The organism is Candidatus Aegiribacteria sp. (genome assembly GCA_021108005.1).
Lineage (GTDB): Bacteria > Fermentibacterota > Fermentibacteria > Fermentibacterales > JCC-6 > Aegiribacteria.
In genome coordinates, this window is the sequence record JAIORS010000218.1 from 100362 (window position 1) to 123305 (window position 22944).

A 22944-nucleotide genomic window follows, 5' to 3' on the forward strand; every position below is an offset into this window, starting at 1 on the left:
CTATGAAAATCTTTTTTCCATGTTGCACTTCTTCTGTTGATATCCGGTCAACCAGAGAGGTAGAAAAATCATGAATTCATTCCTTATTCCATTATCACTGCTTTTTCTTACGGGTCTCTCCAGTGACAAAGCTTCCCTTGTGGATTCAGTGGATGAACTCGTAAGCCTGATTGAAGAAGACAGCTGCCTTGGATCAAGAAGATTTCATGTCACTAATCCCTGCATGCCCCCGGTAGGATACACAAGTTCCGAACTTCTGGTTCGCACTAAGCTGGAGGGCGGAAGCGATGACCTGCATGAAACTCTTACATATATGGTGTGCTCTTATTCGTACACCGATTACCTGATCATATCAGAATACTTCTTCGATGAAGATGGTAACCTTGCATTCTGCCGTTCCATCTGGAAGGAGAGAAACTCCGGTACTTCATTACACGAAGACTGTTTCTATTTTTCCGATGAAGAAACGGTTGCCTGCGGATACGGAGATGAGAATGTCCACGAACCATCACCGGAAGATGCGCAGCGCGGATCAGCAAGACTGAGTCATTCTGAATATCTTATCGAGTATTATATTAACGCAAGAATACCTGCTCCGCCGGTTTTCATGGAACAGTTCGACGTGATTTACTTCCCGGAGCTCTCCCTTCATCATCCTGAGATCTTTTGACAAACAGTTTTCGAACCGGAATACTTATTTGAAACTTACGAATGGAGGCCCCGGTATGATCAGATTTTTAACTATTCTCTTAACAGGTAGTATGATTTTAGGGATAAGCATGTGTTCAGCACAGGATACTCAATCAATATCTCATCCGAGTATTCCAAGGAACACTGATCCGGATGTCGCTGAAACAGAACTGTTAGAGCTGGCATCGGGAAACAGCGCTTTTGCTTTCAATCTCTACAAAACAATCATAATTAATGATGATGGTAACGTTTTCTTCTCTCCGTACAGCATTTCCGCTGCACTCGCGATGACTTATGCCGGAGCGGAGGGTATTACCGAAATCGAGATGGCCGAAGTCCTGCAGTTCCCGCTCTACGAAAATCGTATTCATTCCTCATTCAACACGCTCGATCAGAACCTTACTGCTGCTGCTGAAAGGGACAGCACTTTCAGCCTGCATATCGTTAACGCTCTATGGGGACAGACCGGATACAGTTTCCTGCCTGAATTCCTTGAAATTCTTGCCGCGAATTACGGCGCGGGTATCAGTTTTCTGGATTTCTCCGATAATCCCGAACTCTGCCGCGAAACTATCAATGAATGGGTTACCGAACAGACGCACGGTAAAATTGAAGATCTCATCCCCCGTCACGTTCTCAACATAGCCACGAGACTTGTGCTTACAAACGCTATCTATTTCAAGGCGCAGTGGCTATTCCAGTTCGACGAAATGGGAACCGTTGACCAGCCCTTCCACCTGATCAATGGAGAACAGGTGATTGTTCCAACGATGCACCAGACAGAACATTTTCCCATGGCAAAGGGCGATGGCTATATAGCAGTGGAACTGCCTTACACCAGCAGAAGAATGTCCATGCTTGTTATTGTGCCGGATGAGAATCGCTTCCAGGAAGTTGAAGATAATCTGAAAAACGATTTCATCGATGAAATAATCCGCAGCCTGAGTGAGACTAACCTTTATCTCAGCATGCCGAAGTTCGAAACCGTATCCGCATTCCAGCTTCAGGATGTTCTCTCGGAAATGGGGATGCCATCGGCTTTCGGGATGTCCGCTGATTTTTCAGGAATGGATGGAAGCTTTTCACTTTACATAGCAAGCGTGATTCACAAAGCATTTGTATCAGTTGACGAAGAAGGCACTGAAGCCGCGGCTGCAACCGCTGTGGTGATGCAAAAAGTCAATGGAGAATCCTCGATTGAATTTATTGTAGACCGTCCGTTCATTTACCTTATCAGGGATCGAGAGACGGGAACGCTACTTTTCATAGGCCGCGTTTTGAACCCCATTGAATGATGGGGGGGTTTGTATTCTGTAGTTAATTCCCTGTGGGAGTTTCACAATTTTTTCTGTATTGTTGTTAACGTAGACATCGTTTGATCAATTTAACATAATTATTATAGTGATTGTAAGACAGCGGATAGTAACATGCACTATTAAAGGATTTTTGAACAATGAAACAATTACTTATTGCCATTCTGATAACGGTGGCATTTACAACTGCTGCAGGTGAAATGACCGTAACGATACCCGTTAATACATCCTCCATACAGATCGAGGAGGCAGGACCCTATACATGCGTAACCGGTACAGGTATGCGTTTAACAACAATGGCAGGGGCTCCGAGCCTTCCCGTCTTCACCGCAAAAATCGCTCTTCCCACCGGATGCGCCGCTACAGAGATTAAAGTAATCGATGCTGCATATTCTGAGATTCGAGGATATTTCACCGTATTACCAGCCAGACCCCATTTTCCCCTCTCCATCGAACATATAATCCATCCACTCGAGCCTGACCCGGATATTTACACTTCAAGCGAATCGTATCCATTATCCGCTGTAGAATTCATGAATTCAAGTGTTATCATGGGTATTCCTGTGGCGTACATCAATGTTTATCCTGTAAAATGGAACCCCGCAAGCAGGACCATTGAAATACTCACCAGCCTTACTGTCAACGTTACATATGAGAACAATCCCGCCGCATCTACCGTACTCCGAAGAAGCGTTCGGAGTGAGCTGCGTTCACAGGAAATCGTCAGAAACTCCGTTGTTAATCCTGAGAATGTTGCCTACTCGGGAGCCGATATAGTCGATTCGAGAGATCTTCTCTACGGTGAATACGTTATCATCACTCATCCGGATTATGAATCACATGCACAGGAACTTGCCGACTGGAAAACTTCAAAGGGCGTTCCAACCAACGTTTACACTACAACATGGGTAGAGGAACATTACAGCTTCTTCGATCTTCAGCAGGAAATACGAGCCTTCCTTACAGACTGTATCGATGAAGGAGTCGAATTCGTTCTTATCTACGGTGATGATGACATTATTGCCGGAAGGAATGGAAGGATTTCCCTTTGTGGTTGCTACACGGAATATCCTCCAGTAGACCTCTACTGGTCTGATATAAACGACGATTATCCAGGTGAAGATCGGTGGGACAGCAATCAGGATCATATCTGGGGTGAATGGGGAGTCGACGATGTTGATTACCATCCTGATCTCTGGGTAGGAAGAGCAAGCGTTAATTCCATAGATGAAGCTGATATTTTTAACGAAAAAGTCTTTGTCTACGAACGAATCTCATCTTCAACACATGCCCTGAAAACTCCCCATGAAATAAGAATAGGATACACTACCGGGTTCCTTTTTAATAGCACTCCGGATATCTGGGGTTCCGCAGGTGCAGAACTCATATCCTATTTTGTTCCTTCAGGATGGGCGGAGGAGAAGTGTTACGAATCCACCGGCAACAACAGCTGTTCCATCACAATAGACCTGATCAACGCCGGTCCGCACCATGTTTACCATGCCAGCCATGGAAGCCAAAGGCGCATGTATACTTCTTACGAGAGTAGCTACACTACCGACCATATCATGGCTCAGGAGAATATCATCAACGGTAACCTGCCCGCAATCTGGAACTCGATTTCATGCCTGATAGGTCAAATCGACGGATACGAATGCTGCGGAGACGCGTGGCTTAATTCCCCGAATGGAGGCGGGTTCGGAGCTTTCAACGCAAGGTACGGATGGGGATCCTATGAAGCTGGCTACGGCCCCAGCGAGATACTATCGAGATACTTCTACGAAGTGATGTGGTGTAACGATCAGTACCAGCTTGGCGTCGCACACCTCATGGGCAGCGACCTGATGTGTCCAGTCTTTGAGGAGGTCGATGACTGGTGCGTTAAAGAGTACAACCTGTTAGGAGACCCTGAACTCCCGATGTGGTTTATCGAGGCATCGGATCTTGTTGCTTCACATCCGGTCAGTATTTCAGGAACCGGTAATGTAACGGTAAGTGTATCTTCGAGTGGATCTGCCGTAAGCGGCGCCAGAGTATGCCTTCAGAAGGGCAACTGGCAGACAGGTGAGGTTTACGAAGTTGGTACTACCGATGGAAGCGGAAACGTTACTCTGTACGTTTCTCCCGCAACTACCGGAACAATGTCCGTAGTGGCATGGGAACGTGATTACATTTCCTATCTCGGATCCATCGATGTCACCGGAACCGGGTTTGAAGAAGGTGATCCTCTTCCGATTAACAAGCTTGATTCGGTCTATCCGAATCCTGCCATGAGAGGTATCACGATTCCCTTCAGTCTTGCCGCAGCAGGCGTTGCCAGTGTTGATATCTACGATATAGCAGGTAGAATCGTAACTACTCTTTCCACTGAAGAAATGACTGCAGGGCATTACAGCCTTCCCTGGAACCTTGAAGACGCAAGCGGCACAGTTGTCCCTTCAGGGGTTTACCATGTGAAGATTTCAACAGGCGGCTGGACCGGAGTAACCAACCTGGTGATCATCAGATAAACATTAGGTCAATCCAGGATACTTGTATAACACTTGCGGGAAACGGTTTTCTAATCAGTTATAAGTTTGCGTAAACCTTTTGGAGAAATAGTCATGCCAATTAAATGTATTGTTCCTGTCTGTGTTTTCCTTGTACTGATTATCGGTTCCTGCGGTGATGATCCTACAGCGCCATCCGGACCTCCACCAACCTCTTCGGTTCTTTCGGTTACATTCACCGGTGATTCCTCAAAGGTCTTATCATCCGGATCGTCCGGAATGAATGATTCCATTGCGTTGACAGAAACAGAAAGCGGAACAGGTGCAAAAGGGAGCTGCAGAATAACAGCAACCTGGTCCATTTGCCCCGATACAACATTAAAGGATTATACTCTGTATCGTTCACTCCAGCCTGATATTTCCGCTGATATCTCTTCAGCGACCATCCTTTGTACCATTGAAACCGATGACGACACAAGTTTTACCGATGATGAAGCGGATTGGGCCACTACCTATTACTATGCACTCAAGACAACGAATACCTACGACCTGATTGCCTGGAGCAACGAGATATCATTCCTAACTCCCGGTTCTGTCCCTACGCCGTCAATTCTGTCAAACAGTAATGTCTGGATGAACCATGTTGAACTCTACTGGTCGAAATGCGTCGATATGGATTTTCAATACTACAAACTCTTCTGCTCAACTTCACCGAATATTGCAGAGGACACTACGTTTGCGGAAAGAATATGTCACTATTCATTATCGGGGGTTACCTCTTATACCCACACTGAGGCAGACGCTTCTACAACCTATTATTACGCTCTCATAACATCGAATACGAAGTCCATGGTGAGCTGGAGCAACGAATTGATCGTAATTATTCCTGAAGGAATTCCCGATTCAGTTATTGCCACGGTTGGTGTAGAAAACAACCCCTGCGACATTTGCGCTCTTTCTTCCGGTAACTTCGTATACGTTGCGAATAACAGCGATCATACTGTCTCCGTAATCAGAACATCCGATAACTCCGTTATTGCCACCGTTGATGTTGGAGAAAACCCTATGGGAGTCTGTTCCCTTCCGTCCGGGGAGTACGTGTACGTGGCTAATAATGGTGATCAGAATGTTTCTGTGATTCGTACATCCGATAACACAGTTGCAGATACAGTTGACGTAGGATATCAGCCAAAAGCCATCTGTACTCTTCCTTCGGGAGAATACGTGTACGTAACCAATGCAGGATTTTTCGATGATGACGTTTCCGTGATTCGCACATCCGACAATTCCGTTGTAGCTACCGTTTCTGTGGGGAATCTTCCAGATGCAATCTGTTCTCTTCCTTCCGGGGAATACGTGTACGTGGTTAACAGCATAGACGATAATGTCTCCGTGATTCGAACTTCAGACAATACAGTTGTAGCTACTGTTAATGTAGGTGATTCCCCAGGTGGGATCTGCTCTATTCCTTCCGGGGAATATGTGTATGTGACTAATACTTCAGACGATAACGTTTCTGTGATTCGAACATCCGACAATACAATTGAAACTACCATAATTACAAACAGTTCTCCCCTTGGAATCTGCTCCGTTCCTTCCGGAGAGTATGTATACGTAACAAACAGCACAGAGAAGAGTATCATGGTAATTCGAACATCCGACAATAGAATTGTTGCTGTAATGGATATGGAGTACGAACCTTTCAGAATATGTGTTCTTCCTTCCGGGGAGTACGCATACGTAACGAATCCTCTGGATAACAGCGTCTCGGTTATTCTTCGCTGAAAAGGGATAATCATGAAACTTCCTGATAGAATCATTCCGCTGATTGGCGCTGCCTGTCTGATTCATGGTGGAGTTCAGCAAGTGCATGCAGTCGATCTCCAGGGAGAGCTTTCCGGTTTCCTGCCCGAAGGTACTTACACAATCATCGATGACATTTCAGTTGCCAGTGGTGATACTCTCACTCTGGCCCCGGGTGTTGTATTCCAGTTCGAAGATGGAATTCTTGAGGAATACGAGTTTGATGTTTTCGGTACACTTACAGCAATCGGCACACTGAATCAGCAGATCATTTTCCAGACTTCTCCGGGAACAGATGAATACAACTACATCCGAATTGCTTCCAGCAGCTCACACCTCGAATTCTGTACAATCGAAGGTGCCGGCAACATTTCCGCTGAGAACAAGGGTGGATTGTGGATTGATAATTGTTCCCCTCTGATAGAAAACTGCATTATTCGTGACGGCAAATGGCACGGTGTACTGCTGACCGGATACGAAGCCTGCCCTTCTGTCAACAACTGCCAGATAACGGACAATGACAATGATGGAATAAACTGCTGTGACGCAGCCAGCCTTCATGCAACCAACTGTATTATTACCGGCAATGGAACTGACGGCATCTGCCTGAGCAACGGTGATAACGAAATCATAGGCTGCCTGTCAGCCGGCAACGGAGAGGACGGAATAGACTGCAAAGGAATCGGCAACTACGAGGCGATACTGCTGAACTGCACTGTTGGCCCCCATCCTGGAGATGGGCTCTGCGACTCCGATGAGTTCACTCTGGTAAATTGCGTCGTTGTTGATGATTACGACAAGATACTTGACGGAACGAATACTTACATATTTGACAACCTGTCTTTTATGGGTTTCGCTGATCCTGGCAATCTGGACTTTCATCTTGTCGATGGTTCGCCCTGTCTGAATTCAGGAACACGTTTCGGTATTGCCGCGACTCTCCTGCCCGGTACCGATCCTGACGGAAATCCGAGACAGAACGGAATCGTTGACATAGGCGCCTTCGAATCAACGGAACCACCCTCCACAGGGGAAGAAGGAACGTATTTTTCGGAAGCTCTTCTTTCTCCCAGAATGACACAGCCGGTAATTCGCACAGGAGGAGAGACATTCACTATTCTAATATCACGGTTGGGTGTTTTCAGCAGCGGAGACGTTCAGGTTCAGCTGGAGAATCCCCTTAATGAAACGTTCACTCTGCCGGTAATTGAAATCTCGTTCAGTGACCGCTTTCCCGGCAGTGATTTTGAAATAGAGTTATTCGGTCCTGGAATCGAACGGGTTCAGAAAATCATAGTATCGGTTCCATCTTCAATACCCCCGGACTTCTACGATATAGGAGTAAATCTCACCGATTGCCAGTATCACAGTACAAACGCTGTCAAAATCATAAACGAGTATCCCGATGAATGGATGTTCATCAACATAACAGACCCTCACATAGGCTACGAAGACACGGACTACACGACAGCGGAGCGTCTGCATACATTCGTTGATGAGGCGAACTGCCTTAACCCGCAGTTCGTGATATTGAGCGGTGATGTATGTGAGCATATGGACATTGGAACCGCTTTCCCTGACACTGTTCTCAAAATACTTTCACTTCTCCGTGTTCCGGTGGTGGTTATGTCGGGCAATCACGATTACTACAACGACTGGCTTTTCACAAATCCATACGGCTACTTCCGCTATTTTCAAGAAATCAATCGGGTAATGAACTGCGAGTTCCGTTTCGGCAATGCCGCCTTCTACTGCATAGATTCGGGACCTGACTTGGGCCCGACACAATTGTGGCGCTGTCGCGGTCCGCTTGATGAGGTTCTCGACTGGATGGTAGAAAAACTCCAGGTTTTGAATTCAGGAAAGGATAACACCCTTTTCTTCATCACCCACGGACCTGTGTATGACATTTACATGTGGTCGGTGCTGAATACCGGAAGAGTCAGGGACATCCTTGACAGCTACGGTTTCAGTCTGGCTCTTGCAGGACACACACACCGCTTTGAAACGTATCTGAATGAAGGCGATAACTGGATGGGCAGGAATGATTTTCTGCATGCTGATGACTGGGAGAGAGATGTACCTTTTCCCGGATATCCCCTGCATGTTCAGACCTCATCCATCTGCAAGGGTCCGATGATCGATCATCGCGAACAATCCGATTCAGAGATGATTTATCCCGAGTATCAAGTCGTTGACATTCCTGAAGGAGAGTATCCAGAGGGAGACGAAGACACGGTAGGCTGGCGCTGTATAAAACTCAGTAACGGAGAAATAGAGTTTTTTGACGCTGACACTGACGGCGACGGCTACAGGAATACCGAGTACGGCTGGTATCTTGGGAATCTGGTGTTCTCTATCGATACATTATCAGGCGGTGTTATCAGATCGGAAGTAGTCAACCAGCATTATGAGACATGGTTCGACATACATCATTTCATCATGGCTGAACCCGGTATAGACTACGAAGTAACAGGCGGCATATTCGTTCGACGATACAGCAGCGGAATAATCGAGGTGGCGGTTGACTCTCTGAACGAGATGTCAAGTTCGGTGGTGATACTGACACCGATTCCAACTGGAATAGAAGAGACTGCCGATGGTCCCATAAGCTTCAACCCGAAGCCCGCCAGTCCGAATCCGTTCAGTACTTCAGCGTCTATCGGCTTCGACTTGCCGAACAGCAGTTCTCCCGTCACACTCACCGTCTTCGATCTTTACGGACGCCAGGTGAAAACACTCGTGAGAAGTTTTCAGGAATCGGGACATCACATCATCTCGTGGGACGGCAGGGATGAACGAGGCAACTTCGTTCCCGCAGGTGTATACTGTTACAGGCTGGAGTTCCAGGGAATTGACCACAGCGGCAGGATGGTTTTTATTAGATAAGTAACATTCCAGGAAAATCCTGGTTGAATGCAAAAGCTTTTCTTAAGATACTTTTACACTACTCCCAGGCGATCTTTTATAAACTGATCCCAGTCGGTTTTTGGAATATCAGGTTTGTCTTCTCCCCAGGGAACGGTCTTTGTTGATTTCTCTCGGTAGGATGTCGTTTTGAATCTTCCAGACGCGGGATTGCTTACGACTATTTTAATGGTTCCGGTCCTGCTGGTCAGAAATACCTTTCTGGATGATCTGGACATATCGTACTTCCTGAAAATCGCCGCCCCTATCAAATCAGGAAGCTTATCGCGCCCTTCGGGATCGGAAGAAACTATAACGGTACCGGGTGACAGCTTTTCAAGCCTTTCCCACTGTGTTCCGTTCATGCTTCCATGGTGAGCTGTTCTCAGAATTTTACACTTATTCGCAAGCATCCCTTCGCTGTCGTACTGAGCCCAGTTCTCCATCTGGGCATCCCCTGCGAAGACCATGCTGAATCGGTCGTATGTAAACCTTGTCATGATAGACAGATGGTTGGTGTTGAGCTTCCCGCACTGATGAAGCTCTTTGAGGATATCATTGGAAGGCCCCAGCAGTTCGAGAAGAGGTTCTTCTCCGAATGAATCGAAGGTTCCACCATCAGGATAAATCCGTTCGTAACCTGAAAGGAAGTGAAAGGATGAATTCGATTCGGGAGAATCAAGAGTATTCAGAATATCATGATAACCCACATTGGTTGTAGTTTCGAACCAGAAGGGAGAAAGAATGACTTTTTGCACATGGTACCTCTTCAGCAGACTCTGAACTGCGCTGTAATGATCCTCATGTGGATGTGTGATAATGAGATGGGAAACAATTTTCTTTCCATTTGAAGCAACTTTTGAGTCCGGGATTATCCTGTCAAGCAATTTCCTGGTTTTCCTCGGTTTTACAGCATCAATAACAATCACATTGTCTTCAGGTGTTTTTAATATAGAAGTGTCCGCCTGACCAACGTTAAGCGTATAAATTTCAACATTCGCCATAATGTTCCCTGCTTCCTGAAGGAATACCTTTACCGATTCGGATCGGCACCGTCGGACATCCCTGGTTTAAGGAGTATTTTCCCCACTGGAAATACCTGTTCAATATCCCCTTCCAGATCGTTTCCCCTTCGATTAACGGGCACCTGTTCCAAAATTCTTTCCAGACTTGCTCCATCAACAAGACCGGACTTATCTACCGAACCTCGATTCATGAAGTAAGAATAAGCTCTGCAGATTAATTCCGGCGAGAAACCCAGCTTTATCTCATACTCATCAAGAGCGTCTGCCGATACTTCTATCTCAAGACCGGATGGAAAATCTTCAATTATATCGTCCGGCGCGTCACCACTTCTAATCATTCTTCTCAGCTCATCCTCTGGAAGCCAGCAGAGAATCCGGGTTGTACCCGTTCTTGCAGGATAGTATGCCCGAGCTATTGGAATACTTATTGCCACATTTATCCTTTCAGCTGCAAGGAATTTTAATTGCACATCACTGCAACGCATCCTTGAATAAAGTTCCGGCACGTCCTTTCCAGCAAATACTCCATATATAAAGTGATAATACAGCAACCATCCCCGTTCCGTCAAACCTTGAGTAAATGCTTCCGTGAATTTCGTAACAACTACTGGCCTGTGACCAGCTTTTCGTCATTACTTGTGATTCATATCTCGCTCTCGAATTTTCTCCGAATTTGTACGGGCCCAACCCGGAATAATCCGGTTGAATCAATTATATGAATCAACGAATGAAACATCGCTGAATCCGTTATTGGTCGGAGCTGTCTGCGATGACCAGGTCGTGCCATCTGTCGTATGGAGAATTATGCCAACACCTATTCCGGTGCCCACTGTCCATGCGGTGTTCTGATCTGTAGCACATGTCCGAAGCAGATAGCATCCGTGAGCACCACCAGGTACTGACTGATGTGTCCAGCTGTCTCCACCATCCTCAGTGAGGTAGAGCCCGCCGTTATCCAACGCAACCCAGGCTCTGTTTACACTGGTGGGGCATACGCCGTTGGCATCGTAACCGAGAGGATTTCGATTCAATGAATCAGGTCCGCATAAATTCCAGTTAACACCACTATCGGTAGTATTGGCAAACGTGTAACCATGACCTACTACCCAACAATGATCCTGATCGAAAGCACTTATCGAAATCAAGGGGTAATCTATCATCAGAGTTGAATCACCTTCTGCTGTCCAGCTTGTCCCACCGTCAGTGGAGTGGATGATAATACCATCGAACATGGTTCTACCACATATCCAGATATTAGATGCATCAACAGCGCTAATGGAACTCATGTTGTACGCATCGAATGCCGGATCGGACATCGAGGTCCAGGAATTCCCCCCATCAGTTGTTTGGATAATCGTGTTATCAGAGCCAACAACCCAGATGCTGTTCTCATTAAGTATACTGATATTGAGCAGATCTGAAGCTGGTATACCCGAACTCTGGGGCAACCTCTCCCAGGTCTCCCCTGCATCCTGTGTCCTGAGGATTACGCCATAACCGCCGGAAGCATCACCCACGACCCATGCTTGAAGAGAATCGACAGCCCTGACAGATTCTAGTGGCGAATCCGGGATTGTAGAGGTATCACCCTGACGGACCCAGGTGCTTCCTCCATCTACCGTATGAATAATAATACCGAATCCACCTGAAGTACTTCCAACAACCCATCCGCACAATGAATCTACAGGGGATGGTCCGGAAACATCACCACATGCTGTCATAAGCACCGGGACGGCACATAAAGCAAGAAAGCTCAGTATTCTTATTTTATTGTTAATCATGCTAATATCCTTTCGTATTATCAGAATGACCGTAAGATCCCGAACATTATACTATATTTTTTCTTACTCACCGGCAAAACATGAAACCCTATGTTCTTATGAAAGGAATTCGAAACGACTCACAATCAGATCCGATTCTGCAGATTCAATACCCTATGCCATGAAGAATACTCGCGGAACGTGTTTCATTTTCTTAGAATTCGGAGATTTCTGAGAATATGATGAACTGGCGGAGAATTTTGAAGCGGGTGATAGCTTTACTGAGATCCAGGTAAGACGGATATAGGATTTAGTGACCATCCGGAAATAGATTTATATATGGTTGGATGATTAAGGTTCATGTATCTACTGATTTACTTGACATGCTGGGTTATACTCGGTAATGTCATTTTGATGAGATTCGTTGCTATGAGGGTTTTCGTTCAGAATTGCTATTGCAAATGGAAGAAGTCCTTTTTCTATCAGCTTGTCTTAGTGATATGATGGTCACAGCAAGTGATCCTGAGATCTTATAAACAGCAGCGAGATCGTGGTTGACGCACGCATGATCAGAATGAGGCGACAATGGAAAAATCAATGAGCGATTCTGATAGCACATTATCAGTTCAGGAATCTGCAGTCACTGACACAGACTATTCGAAAAATCAATCACCAAAACCCTCCGATGACCGACCCAGGGAAGCCATTCTCTATATCGGTCCGCTCGACATAGGTAGTGCGGCTGGCAAAACAATTAACGGAGTCGTCACGAGGTTGAGGGATGCGTGCGAGAAGCAATCCCGCACTGGCTCCTCGAAATGGAGCATCGAATGGCATTCCGGGGCCGTCACCATGTCCGATGATTCCTCAAGTCCAAAGACCCATCATGTTGCCACCATTCTGCGAAAAGATGGTGAAGAAGAAACACCAGAGTTCGATATCTTCGAATACGCGTGGGCAGCATATCTCACGGAATCCTGGGAAAGACAGAACATCATTGTGCGCATATTCCGGACGATACTCGCACTACTGCATGTTCGAACCTTCATTCGTTTCTTTAAACTATCTCCGAGTAGGGCTAAGAAGGGTCGGCTCCAGCTCGTTCTAGCAGTAGGGGTTGTAGTGGTGGTGGCGTTGTACTCAGTGTTCCTCATATGGGCCGCAATTGATGCAGTTAACCATTTTGACGAGCTCCCGATTATAGGTGATGCATCTGCTAAGATCACGATTCCCCAATTGATCATGATTGCGATGACAACTTTAGGAATACCTGCATTCTCGAAACTTCGAAATAGTATTTCATTGATTGGAAGTGGGCTGCTGTCAGCCAGCGCCTACCTGCGGACAACAGATCGGCGGGGAATACTGATGCATGGCCTATCAGAGCAGGCGGAGAGGTTTCGGGAGAACGATCGATATCGGTCGGCAACACTTATTTCGTACAGCTTCGGTTCGATACTGGCAATTGACGCCCTGTTCCCTAAGGAACATCCGCCTGAGCTAGCTTTTGAGAAAATCAAGAAGCTTGTGACAATCGGCTCGGCATATGACTTCGTAAAGGCTACCGCACCACAATATTTTAAGGACCGACATGCAGCTCCAGGAGTACCTGAGAGGTGGATCAATGTGTATGCACCCATCGATCTACTAGGCTCCAGTTTTACAAAGAATATTAAGAAGCCCGGTAAAGCTTACATAACCGTTGCGAAAATCGAAGAAGTTAAGGGACAAAAGAAGAATGTCAAGCAGCCGATCGAGAACATCCGTTACGACAACGGGATGCGTATGAGCTTCAGGAATGCCTTAGAGTTCTATGGTTTCACTTCTCACGGTGCGTACTGGGGAGCTGATGACACGCCGGATCGCAATGTGTTCATGTTTGTCATTCCTAAACTTTATCCCGAAGAGGATGGTCACCTTTGGTAGCCACATGAAATCGGATTCGGAACACTGGTTTACTGTCCAATAGAACACCACTATCAGGCAGTATATATCCTTGTGTATGATATGTTCCGATGCTACGAAGAACTCGTCTAAAATCAAGACATATCGTAACCCTGTCATTTATGCTATAGAACTTTATAGTGAAATAACCATGATAGACTGACTAGACAGCGGCTTGCTTAAGGTATAGGAATTTCGTTGGACAGGATTACCAACGGTTGTGTCTGCTGAAGCTGTCAGATGAGAGGCTACGGTAGATTGACATGTTGGGAACAAACGCGCATCCGGTTCCAATAAAGGAGTAGGTGGTATTTCCTTCGACTCGTTTCTCTTATCTGGATAAACTTATCAGCTCGGTCTTTGACCGAAAGTCCGAATCGACAACTTCTATGAAAGCAAAACCCTGTCGAACAATGTACCCATTGGTGGGTTAGAGCCATCATTTTCTGAGAATCCGGAGATTTCCGGGGATTTGATCAACTGGCGGAGAGGGAGGGATTTGAACCCTCGGAGATATAATCTCATACGCTTAGCAGGCGTACGCCTTAAGCCATACTCGGCCACCTCTCCGCAATAAGCGGGACGGAATTATTGTAAAGTAAGCACCGAAGGTCAAGGTACATTCCCTATTGCGGATGGAATTGTGTATAAATATCCTGTTATGGGAATGAGTACTTCCTATAGAAACGAAGATACAATTGCGCGGGATACAGAACCTGATAATTACGACATGTCAAAGAGGGGTTCCGGTTACAAATTGAAGTATAGTGTCGGTGTGGTTTGATGAAGCCGAAGCACGGGAGATGGAAGGGACGATTTAATGAAAACAATTTTGTTGATTACTGTTGCTATACTCGGTCTTTCCGCTGCATGTGGCGGAGAATCTGAGACTGAAATTGCTGCGGATTCCACTGCTTCTACACAGCCGGATACCACGCAAACTCAGGAGATGCAGCATACAAGCCCGCAGGACGCGATAACAGGCGCGTACAATCTTATCGATGAGGCGGATTCGGTCGTCAACCAGCTGAATGCCAGAACAGAGGAACTTGAACAGATGATGGGAGATATATAATTGACTTCACTTATTCTGATCTCGCTTCTCATGAACATCGGTACACCCGTATACGATCTTCCTGAAATATCCGGGTCATCGGATATCATCGTTGTGATGATGAAAGACGGTCTCCTGCCGGAGGAACCCTGGGAGGGTCTTACACAATGGCAGAGGGAGGAATTCTGGACACTTGCCTGCAGCGGCATGATGATTCAGAGGGCAGGATGGGCGGGATACATAATCATCTGTCCCAACGGTGTAGGGGTGGAAATTCTTGAGACCGCACGATCCCTCGCCTCAGTTGAATGCATACCAGATAATTCAGCACTGAGCGCAGGCCTGCAACTGATCCCTGTATCGGACTGTTCTTCATCGGTTCTGTTTTTCAGCCAGCAGGGTACGGATTCTCCCCCGCTTGAACTACCGCTAAGAAGCAGCCGATGGCTTGAGCGGGAGGCGGACACTCTCATGGTAAATTCCCCGGAGAATCAAAACGCTTTTTTCTGGACAGATTTTCCCGAGGCCATACCTCTGTCTTCAGCCGCATGGAGGGGCACCGGTACGGAGGTTGTTCCCTCAGGCAATACTTCAGTAAACATGGCATTCACCTGTGTTCATGGAAATGTACCTTCCAACCTCTCCGGCATTCAGATAGAACCACACCGTCTGGACACACATTACATGGAAACCTGGGGCGGGGCCATCTCCGCTGTGGAGGACCTTATTGTAAACCTATACCCGATAAGAGATGATTCGGAACATCTTCTCTGGATCAGGGGGAACGGAACAACGAAACCACAGAGGACTTCCCCCTCCCCGCTTCCACCCCCTTCAAGCCAATACCGGGTTGAAACGCCCCTGCAGCCTGAAGGTGAATATCCTTTCAGCGATTTTGATGCCTCCACCATTCCAAACGCTGTGAATATCCAATTACCCGGACGGCTTTCTAATCCGCAACGAGGCCCGGTAATGAAATCGGTTCTTGAGAGGATAATCGGAAGGGATGTTCTCTCGCGGTTCGAGGATAGGATCCTCTTTGATGTTCAATACAGTATTATGGGAGATGTGTCCATCTGGATGATAAATACTGACGGTACAGCAATTCAGGATACCCTTAAATCAAAAGTGCTTGTGGAATTACGCAATTCGATTCTCGTTCCACCAGGCAGACTTATGATAGAAAACGCATTGGTAAGGGCGTCTTTTTTTGAGGGAATGATGATGGATGAAATCGGTGTAAGGGAAGTTTCAATGGAATTGATGAACATTCTATATCCTGATCAATAGCCGATTAATTTAACGAGGTGGTTTATGAAAATCAGAGAATTTGACTGCCCTTCCTGTGGGGCGTCCCTGCAGATTAAAAAGGGTCAGAAAACGCTTTCCTGCCCTTACTGTGACAGTACTGTGATAGTTCCTGACTCATTTTCCTACGATGATTCATCAGACCATGCTAAGGGAACAACGCCTTTTCAGCCAACGGTCGTTTTTAATTCGGGCGGGGCTAAGAGATCCTGCATTGGTGTGATAGTGTCTCTGGTTCTATTCGCAGGAATTGCGGGCTTTATTTTCTATCAGATGAGATCATCCGGTGTCGGAGAGATGTTAAAAGAAACAGTTTCGGTTATCGCCGGAGAAACGGCCGTTCCCGTAGTACTTGAGTTCGGGGGTTCGGGAATGGGAGCGGGATATTTCCAGGATGCCGAACAGATATGTGTTGACACTCAGGGAAACATCTATGTTGCTGAATCCGAAGGTGGTAAAATCCAGATCTTCGATACCAATGGAAACTATACCAGCCAGTGGAACTACGGAAAGTCCGATGATATCTATCTGCATTCGATGGCTTTATCGAGAGACGGATTGTTATATCTGATTTACGACAGCGAGCTTTACATTCACGATGCCGGCAACGGGGAACTTGTGGGCTCTCTTCAGCATCCGGACGGGTGGGGTTTCGACGACGTTGAAGTCTGCGATGACGGAAGTGTTGTCGCCTCATGGTACAAAAACAGTGATGATATCATAAAGTTTGCACCGGACGGCAGAATTGATTTTCTTCTTGAGGAGGCCATAAGCGGCCAGAGCTGTGATTCGGAACTTGATACGGATGTAGAGGTTGACGGTATGGGGAATATCTTCGCGTACGGCTCATTTAATGAAAGCTTTTTCAAGTTCAGCCCCGATGGACGTTTCCTTGACCGGTTCGGAAGCGATGGAGACCGTCCGGGACAGTTCACTTCCCCGTTATGCTTCTGCATCGATCCACAGGGCAGGCTATGGGTGAGTGATTTCGGCGATCTTAAGGTTTTTGACAATAACGGAACCTACCTCGACACATTCGACCCGGGTATGACTTTCTATGATATGGCGATGGCAGATGGTTATCAGCTATACGGCATTACCATCGATCAAACCATAGTTCAGATTGATCTGTCCGGGGTTGTAGAGGATCTTTAATTTCCGGAAAGGCACCTGGTTATTTCTTCCTTTGAGGGAACTGAACCCGATATCAATACTTCACCGTCCACCACAAGCGCGGGGGTAAGCATTACTCCATAGGATATGATTTCATTGATATCCGTGATCTTTTCTATTTCGAAGTCAAGATTCAGTTCAGCGGCGGTTTCTTCGGCCAATTTCGCCAGTTTTTTGCATTTCGGGCAACCGCCTCCAAGTATCTTAATTTTCATTTCAACCCCTAACCAGCGAAGATTCCAAAGAATATTCCGCTTACTGTTGCCATTATCACTACCAGAGTGACGAAAGTTACGGTCCGGCCGGTTCCCATAATACTTCTGATCACAAGCATGTTGGGAAGAGAAAGAGCGGGACCGGCCAGAAGCAGCGCCAGGGCGGGCCCTTTCCCCATTCCTGAACCTATCAGTCCCTGAAGAATTGGTACTTCCGTAAGCGTAGCGAAGTACATGAACGCTCCGGCAATTGATGCGAACAGGTTTGCCTGTACGGAATTACCTCCCACAGCTGAGCTGATCCACTCCGAAGGTATCAGCCCCTCGTGCCCCGGCCTGCCCAGCAGCGCGCCAGCTACAAGAACCCCTGCGAAAAGCAGGGGCAGTATCTGTTTTGCGAAATCATATGTTGAGCTGAGCCATGTCTTCACTTCAATGTTCCCGGTTGAAAGTACTGCCGATAACCCCGCAAGGCCGCCTGCGAACGCGATAACCGGATATCCGGGAAAACCTAAACCAAGACCTGCAATTACCGCGCTTACAATGAGCAGTTTCCATAATTTAACACCGAACCAATTGTGAAGAATCAGCCCCAGCATTATCGCGAAAGCTCCGGTAACAGACCACTTCACAGAGTATATCAGGCTCCAGATACCGCCATTGCCGGATGGTTTGCCCCAGTTGGCAAAGATCAGTATTCCAACCATGCTTCCGAAATACAAAGCAGTTTGCCACAAAGGTCTGTCGATTTCTCCTGTGGCCGCTTTTACCGCTTCCGCAGTTCGCTCCTGCTCCCTCCCGCCGTAGATCATCTGCATTATAAGACCGATCACAATACTGAAGACTATCGCGCCCACCGCTCGGGCTAAACCCAGTTCAATACCAAGAATTCTGGCAGTCAGGATTATCGCGAGAACGTTTATCGCGGGGCCGGAATAAAGGAAAGTGGTCGCGGGCCCGATACCCGCCCCCATCCTGTAGATCCCTGCGAATAGCGGAAGAACAGTGCACGAACACACAGCGAGTATACTGCCTGAAACCGAAGCCACTCCGTAAGCCACAACTTTTTTCGCCCGTGCGCCAAGGTACTTCATTACGGAATTCTTACTTAGAAATACCGATATGGCTCCCGCTATGAAGAATGCAGGAATAAGGCATGTAAGCACATGCTCTCTGGCGTATTCCCTGAGAAGGAATAATGCTTCAAAAACAGCGTTGTCGAAGCGGTACCATCCAACGGGCAGAAAGTACGCGAACAGAAAGAACCCCAGCATATATCCCAGGGCCTTACTCTCTTTTCTTATACGCATCCCATCTCCTGAAATCCTTCACCGGATCTCAGCTGCAGTCCATGCAACTGCTGTCATCTCCCTGTTCTTCGTTTTCATGAGCAATCACCTGTTCCACGCAGTTTATGAAATTAAGCACACAGGGTGTACGGAGATTGTAGATCATCTTATTCCCATCTCTTCTGCTGGAAACAATACCCGCATTGCGAAGAATCAGGAGATGCCTTGAAACTGTGGAAATATCAAGATTCACCATTTCAGTAAGTTCCCCGACTGTTCTGTCACCCGATGAAAGCCTCTCAACGATCACCAACCGCGCCGCGTTGGCCATTGCCCTGAGAATCTCTGCACGTTTCTGGTATCTATCCTTATCAAAAACCATTCAGCCCCTCCTATTTGTATATTTGTACAATATGTAAAATTCCTTGAATGTCAACAATCTAAAATCACTTTAAAGCTGTTTCAACAGGTAACTCACTTTGGATGAACTATATGATCTCATGCTTACGGGTCAGAGAAGTTAGTTATATTGGTACTATTGTTTAGGGAATTACTTTTATCTTAAATTGCAGTCTGGTTGCACGTGGATAACGCATCAGACAAGTATGAAAGCAAGGAATGGAAATAGTGACATCATCTAATTGTATCGACAAAAATAACTGTATAGAAGTTTGAAATATGAAGATAGAATTCAGTATCCATACAAAATCCTCTGACTTATTACTACAGTGGTTTAATGATAACTCGGAAACAACCATGAAAGAGATTTTAAAGCAACCATGTACACAAATCATGGCTGGAGTTGTAGGCAACACACTGTCTCAAAATGATCTACCAACTTTTTACGATGAATTAAGATCTTTTTCAATCAATGATTCTTCAGGATCAGACCCTTACGGTTTAAAACTGGCATGGCTGCAAAGGGACGCATCTTCTATGTTGTTGAATGAAATCAAAGAATATGATTTTCAGGGAGAAATTGTAGACAGAATAAAGCCTTATATTCCCACAGATTACCCTCTAAATATTACATGTAATGTGTATTTCGTCTTAACTGGTTGGGAATGGGGTGATGCAATGGTTCGAGAAATTACAAAGATAGATGATCATTACAATGTTACCGAACAAGGAGAATCTGTTATTATTATAAATCTATCGATTTTAACAAATTTGTACGGTGATGATGTCGATGAACTTCTAAATGACAATGTTTCAAATACGATGTCTCACGAGTTATTCCATTTAGTATTTGCAGAATATCAGCACGTATCATCCTACTGGAAAAACAATAGAGATACTACAAAAATTGGACAGCTGGTAGAAATAATCCAAAATGAAGGAATTGCTCATTATCTAAGTCATAACCAGATGCAATATTTAATTAAATACTATAATACGTCAAATGAACTTAAAGAACATGAAAAAGATGCATTTGGTCAATTGGATGCTGCTGTAAAAATATTATTGAATATCGAAACTTGTGAACAAGAAAAAGACAGCATATTAATGAAATCAAACGTAGGCAAATACTGGGACAAATACGGCTGCATAGCAGGCAAATTTATGGTATATCATATTATCAACGAGTATGGCGAAGAAGCAATTCAACAAAGCCTTTCAGAAGGAGCTCGCTATTTCCTTGAATTGTATGACAAACTTCAGATTAAAAGCCCAACTATACCAGGCTTACCTGAAGAGTTGAAACAGTACAGCATTAATAAAGCACACCCCCGCTAGCATCGCCTATTTCGTCACAGTGAACAGAACGGATTTGTCCGGTCCTGCCGGATACGAAAACCTGAGAACATACACGCCTTCAGGATAACCGCTCATCCCAATATCGCACGAACCCTCAGGGATTTCATCCATATATCTCAGTCTGCCATCCAGTGAGTAAAGCCGGATCGTTCCGGGCTCCAGGACATGAACGCTGAGAAAATCATTTACCGGATTCGGAAAACAGTTAAGCTCGTACTGATCGAATACCTCTGCTTCCTGCCAGTTCACGGCGACAACCGCATCAAGATCGAACAACCCGCCATCCTGCACATCATCGCCGCAATCGGTCAGCCGTACATACTTTATCCAGGATAGACCAACATCGGCAAGATCGAACTGATCCCCTCCGGAAACAGCAGGATCCGCCGGATCGTCACCCGTTGTCGGCCAGACACCCGCAAGACCTTCAAGGGTCTCCGGATCCCAGGGGAACATCACCCAGTCGATACCATCCTGGCTGACTTCGACAAAGGCACATTCCCTGAAGTAGATAGCGCCGAACTGGAATACATTCTCGAAGACCGAAAAATCCGGTCCGGCACCGTCCAAAACGATATTGTCGATGAACTCGAGCATAACCCATCCATCGGTTCCAAGGGTGAGAAGCTCCGATTCCGAGCAGGAGGGAAAGGTTGTTGTCGCATCCGGATCGGGCGGCCCCAGTATGTTCCCCGGGTAGTATTCCTGCCCGAATCCTGCTCCTTCTCCATACATCACATCCGGTGAGCCATCAGCCCAGGGATCGGCAGTCGAGATGCACAACATCAGTGTAAGAACACAGATCATGCTTAATCACACGTCTTCATCGCAGAACAGTAATTCTGCCGGACAGTTCCCCGGATACGACACTGTAGAGACCTTCAGGGAGGTTTTTAATACTAAAACTCGATATTCCGGATTCGTCGGATACCGATGATGCCACGCGCCTTCCGGACAGATCGAAGACGTGAATGCTTTCATGTGGAACTGCGCCTGTTACTGTGATAACTGAGGAAGCCGGAACGGGAGATATCCGTAGACACGATGATGGTATATTCACTTCGGCTGTTTCGATACCTGTCAAACTTCCTCTTACGGCGATAGCTCCCGGATTACTGACTGTATAGGATTTAAGAAGTTGATCATTCTGATCATAAACCCGAACCTGACCACTCATCGCATCGGTTACAAACAGATTCTGCGAGGAATCGATAGCGAAACCGGTACCGCCGGTGAAAGCAGGATTTGAGGAATTGTGAAGAATCTCATGTGTATCAGTAGTAACTACATATACTCCAGGTCCCCATCCGTCACCGATATACGCTCTGTTGTCCCTGATACATATTGTTGAGGGAAATCCGCCTGTTAACAGGTTTTCGGTTACACTGCCTGATATAGCGTTGATCACGCTTATCGAACCCTCATTATTTCCATACGTTCCACTGTTCACTACGAAGAGCTCATCGATTCCATCGTACGCAACAGACTGACAGTTGATCTCAACTTCGATAGTGTCAGAGACCGTCATTGTTGTCAGATCAACTTTGACGAGGTTATTGTCGCTGCCCCATCCGCCGCAGGCCACCCATGCAGAACCTTCCGCAAGACACATCCACTCCGGGCACGGCCCAACCCCCGGTATCTCGGAAAGAACTGACAAGGGCTCTGTCGAAACAATTACCAGTGAATTATTCAGTGCCGCGCTTATCAGAAGTGTATCGGAGGAAAGTAACTGCTCTCCCCAGCAGTTGTATCCTGTTCCAATGGCCAGGTTATCTATTACCCAGGTTTCCACGTTTATCCGCTGTAGCGCGGAGTTATCGCTACCCGAGTTAACAACGTATACATACCCATCGGAGTATAGGATATCGTTCGGATAGTTTCCCAGTCCGGCAACTCCGGGATTAACAGCACCCGAAACAAGATTAATTTCTACAAGACTGCCGCTCGTATCGATCACGTACGCGTTATCTGCTGCAACAAGAACAAGATGCAACAGAATCATCGAGAGAGAAAGCATAATCGCTCCCTTATTCTGTCACGATTGGCGCGGAAAAAACACTATGTCTTTTCCACCCTCCCGCGAAGGTGAAAATAAAAATATCGGCAGAAGGTCTTCTGGCTTCCAGGCTTCCTACTACCGCGCCTTCTCACCCCTTACGGGAGATGGCTGTTGCGGTTTCGTTCCTGGTTACAGCGGCGGGGCCGCGCCGGAT

The 22944-nt window shown here is 46.4% G+C and carries 18 protein-coding genes, 1 tRNA gene and 1 riboswitch; of the genes, 10 read left to right on the forward strand and 9 right to left on the reverse strand.

Annotated elements, in window-relative coordinates:
- Positions 1 to 70: 70 nt before the first annotated feature.
- The 5 genes from K8S15_14050 (at position 71) to K8S15_14070 (ending at position 9184) form a co-directional block, all read left to right on the forward strand.
- Positions 71 to 670, forward strand: coding sequence for a hypothetical protein (locus K8S15_14050; GenBank protein MCD4777156.1), 600 nt, complete (start codon positions 71 to 73; stop codon positions 668 to 670).
- A gap of 55 nt (positions 671 to 725) precedes the next feature.
- On the forward strand, positions 726 to 1985 hold the full coding sequence (locus K8S15_14055) for a serpin family protein (protein MCD4777157.1): 1260 nt from the start codon (positions 726 to 728) through the stop codon (positions 1983 to 1985).
- 158 nt (positions 1986 to 2143) lie between these two features.
- Positions 2144 to 4513, forward strand: coding sequence for a T9SS type A sorting domain-containing protein (locus tag K8S15_14060; GenBank protein ID MCD4777158.1), 2370 nt, complete (start codon positions 2144 to 2146; stop codon positions 4511 to 4513).
- Between the two features lie 93 nt (positions 4514 to 4606).
- Entirely contained in the window at positions 4607 to 6277 is a 1671-nt protein-coding gene (locus K8S15_14065; GenBank protein MCD4777159.1) for a YncE family protein, read from the forward strand.
- Between the two features lie 12 nt (positions 6278 to 6289).
- Positions 6290 to 9184: a metallophosphoesterase gene (locus tag K8S15_14070; protein ID MCD4777160.1), complete on the forward strand. Its 2895-nt coding sequence runs from the start codon at positions 6290 to 6292 to the stop codon at positions 9182 to 9184.
- A gap of 53 nt (positions 9185 to 9237) precedes the next feature.
- Here K8S15_14070 and K8S15_14075 read toward each other — a convergent pair whose 3' ends face one another.
- From K8S15_14075 to K8S15_14085, 3 genes are all read right to left on the reverse strand, one after another.
- Complete coding sequence (locus K8S15_14075) at positions 9238 to 10206, reverse strand: MBL fold metallo-hydrolase (protein MCD4777161.1); 969 nt, start codon at positions 10204 to 10206, stop codon at positions 9238 to 9240.
- Between the two features lie 29 nt (positions 10207 to 10235).
- Positions 10236 to 10697, reverse strand: coding sequence for a hypothetical protein (locus K8S15_14080; protein ID MCD4777162.1), 462 nt, complete (start codon positions 10695 to 10697; stop codon positions 10236 to 10238).
- A 237-nt stretch (positions 10698 to 10934) separates the two neighbouring features.
- On the reverse strand, positions 10935 to 12008 hold the full coding sequence (locus tag K8S15_14085; GenBank protein MCD4777163.1) for a hypothetical protein: 1074 nt from the start codon (positions 12006 to 12008) through the stop codon (positions 10935 to 10937).
- Positions 12009 to 12572: 564 nt separating this feature from the next.
- Here K8S15_14085 and K8S15_14090 point away from each other — a divergent pair.
- Positions 12573 to 13913 carry a hypothetical protein gene (locus K8S15_14090; GenBank protein ID MCD4777164.1) on the forward strand — a complete coding sequence of 447 codons (1341 nt, stop codon included), beginning with the start codon at positions 12573 to 12575 and terminating at the stop codon, positions 13911 to 13913.
- Between the two features lie 499 nt (positions 13914 to 14412).
- Here the strand turns inward: K8S15_14090 and K8S15_14095 are convergent.
- A tRNA-Ser gene (locus K8S15_14095) sits at positions 14413 to 14501 on the reverse strand.
- Between the two features lie 250 nt (positions 14502 to 14751).
- Between K8S15_14095 and K8S15_14100 the strand changes: the two genes are divergently transcribed.
- Genes K8S15_14100 through K8S15_14110 form a run of 3 tightly spaced genes read left to right on the forward strand, consistent with a single transcriptional unit; the run spans position 14752 to position 17448 of the window.
- Positions 14752 to 15006, forward strand: coding sequence for a hypothetical protein (locus K8S15_14100; protein MCD4777165.1), 255 nt, complete (start codon positions 14752 to 14754; stop codon positions 15004 to 15006).
- On the forward strand, positions 15007 to 16275 hold the full coding sequence (locus K8S15_14105; GenBank protein ID MCD4777166.1) for a hypothetical protein: 1269 nt from the start codon (positions 15007 to 15009) through the stop codon (positions 16273 to 16275). It abuts the gene before it with no gap.
- 24 nt (positions 16276 to 16299) lie between these two features.
- Complete coding sequence (locus K8S15_14110) at positions 16300 to 17448, forward strand: NHL repeat-containing protein (GenBank protein MCD4777167.1); 1149 nt, start codon at positions 16300 to 16302, stop codon at positions 17446 to 17448.
- On the opposite strand, the gene K8S15_14115 is transcribed toward K8S15_14110, so the two are convergent.
- From K8S15_14115 to K8S15_14125, 3 genes are read right to left on the reverse strand one after another with little or no spacing between them, the layout of a single operon-like run.
- Positions 17445 to 17681: a thioredoxin family protein gene (locus K8S15_14115; protein MCD4777168.1), complete on the reverse strand. Its 237-nt coding sequence runs from the start codon at positions 17679 to 17681 to the stop codon at positions 17445 to 17447. The genes K8S15_14110 and K8S15_14115 overlap by 4 nt on opposite strands.
- Before the next feature lie 8 nt (positions 17682 to 17689).
- Complete coding sequence (locus K8S15_14120; protein MCD4777169.1) at positions 17690 to 18991, reverse strand: permease; 1302 nt, start codon at positions 18989 to 18991, stop codon at positions 17690 to 17692.
- Between the two features lie 28 nt (positions 18992 to 19019).
- Entirely contained in the window at positions 19020 to 19352 is a 333-nt protein-coding gene (locus K8S15_14125; protein MCD4777170.1) for a metalloregulator ArsR/SmtB family transcription factor, read from the reverse strand.
- Between the two features lie 296 nt (positions 19353 to 19648).
- Here K8S15_14125 and K8S15_14130 point away from each other — a divergent pair, with 296 nt between their 5' ends.
- The gene (locus K8S15_14130; GenBank protein ID MCD4777171.1) at positions 19649 to 20707 is read left to right on the forward strand and encodes a hypothetical protein; all 1059 of its coding nucleotides are present in this window, start codon (positions 19649 to 19651) and stop codon (positions 20705 to 20707) included.
- Positions 20708 to 20713: 6 nt separating this feature from the next.
- Here the strand turns inward: K8S15_14130 and K8S15_14135 are convergent, their stop codons facing one another.
- Complete coding sequence (locus K8S15_14135; protein MCD4777172.1) at positions 20714 to 21535, reverse strand: T9SS type A sorting domain-containing protein; 822 nt, start codon at positions 21533 to 21535, stop codon at positions 20714 to 20716.
- Positions 21536 to 21551: 16 nt separating this feature from the next.
- A complete protein-coding gene (locus tag K8S15_14140) occupies positions 21552 to 22748 on the reverse strand; it encodes a hypothetical protein (protein MCD4777173.1) in 1197 nt (398 codons plus the stop codon).
- Between the two features lie 70 nt (positions 22749 to 22818).
- A riboswitch (cobalamin riboswitch) is annotated at positions 22819 to 22944 on the reverse strand. This riboswitch is flagged as partial in the annotation.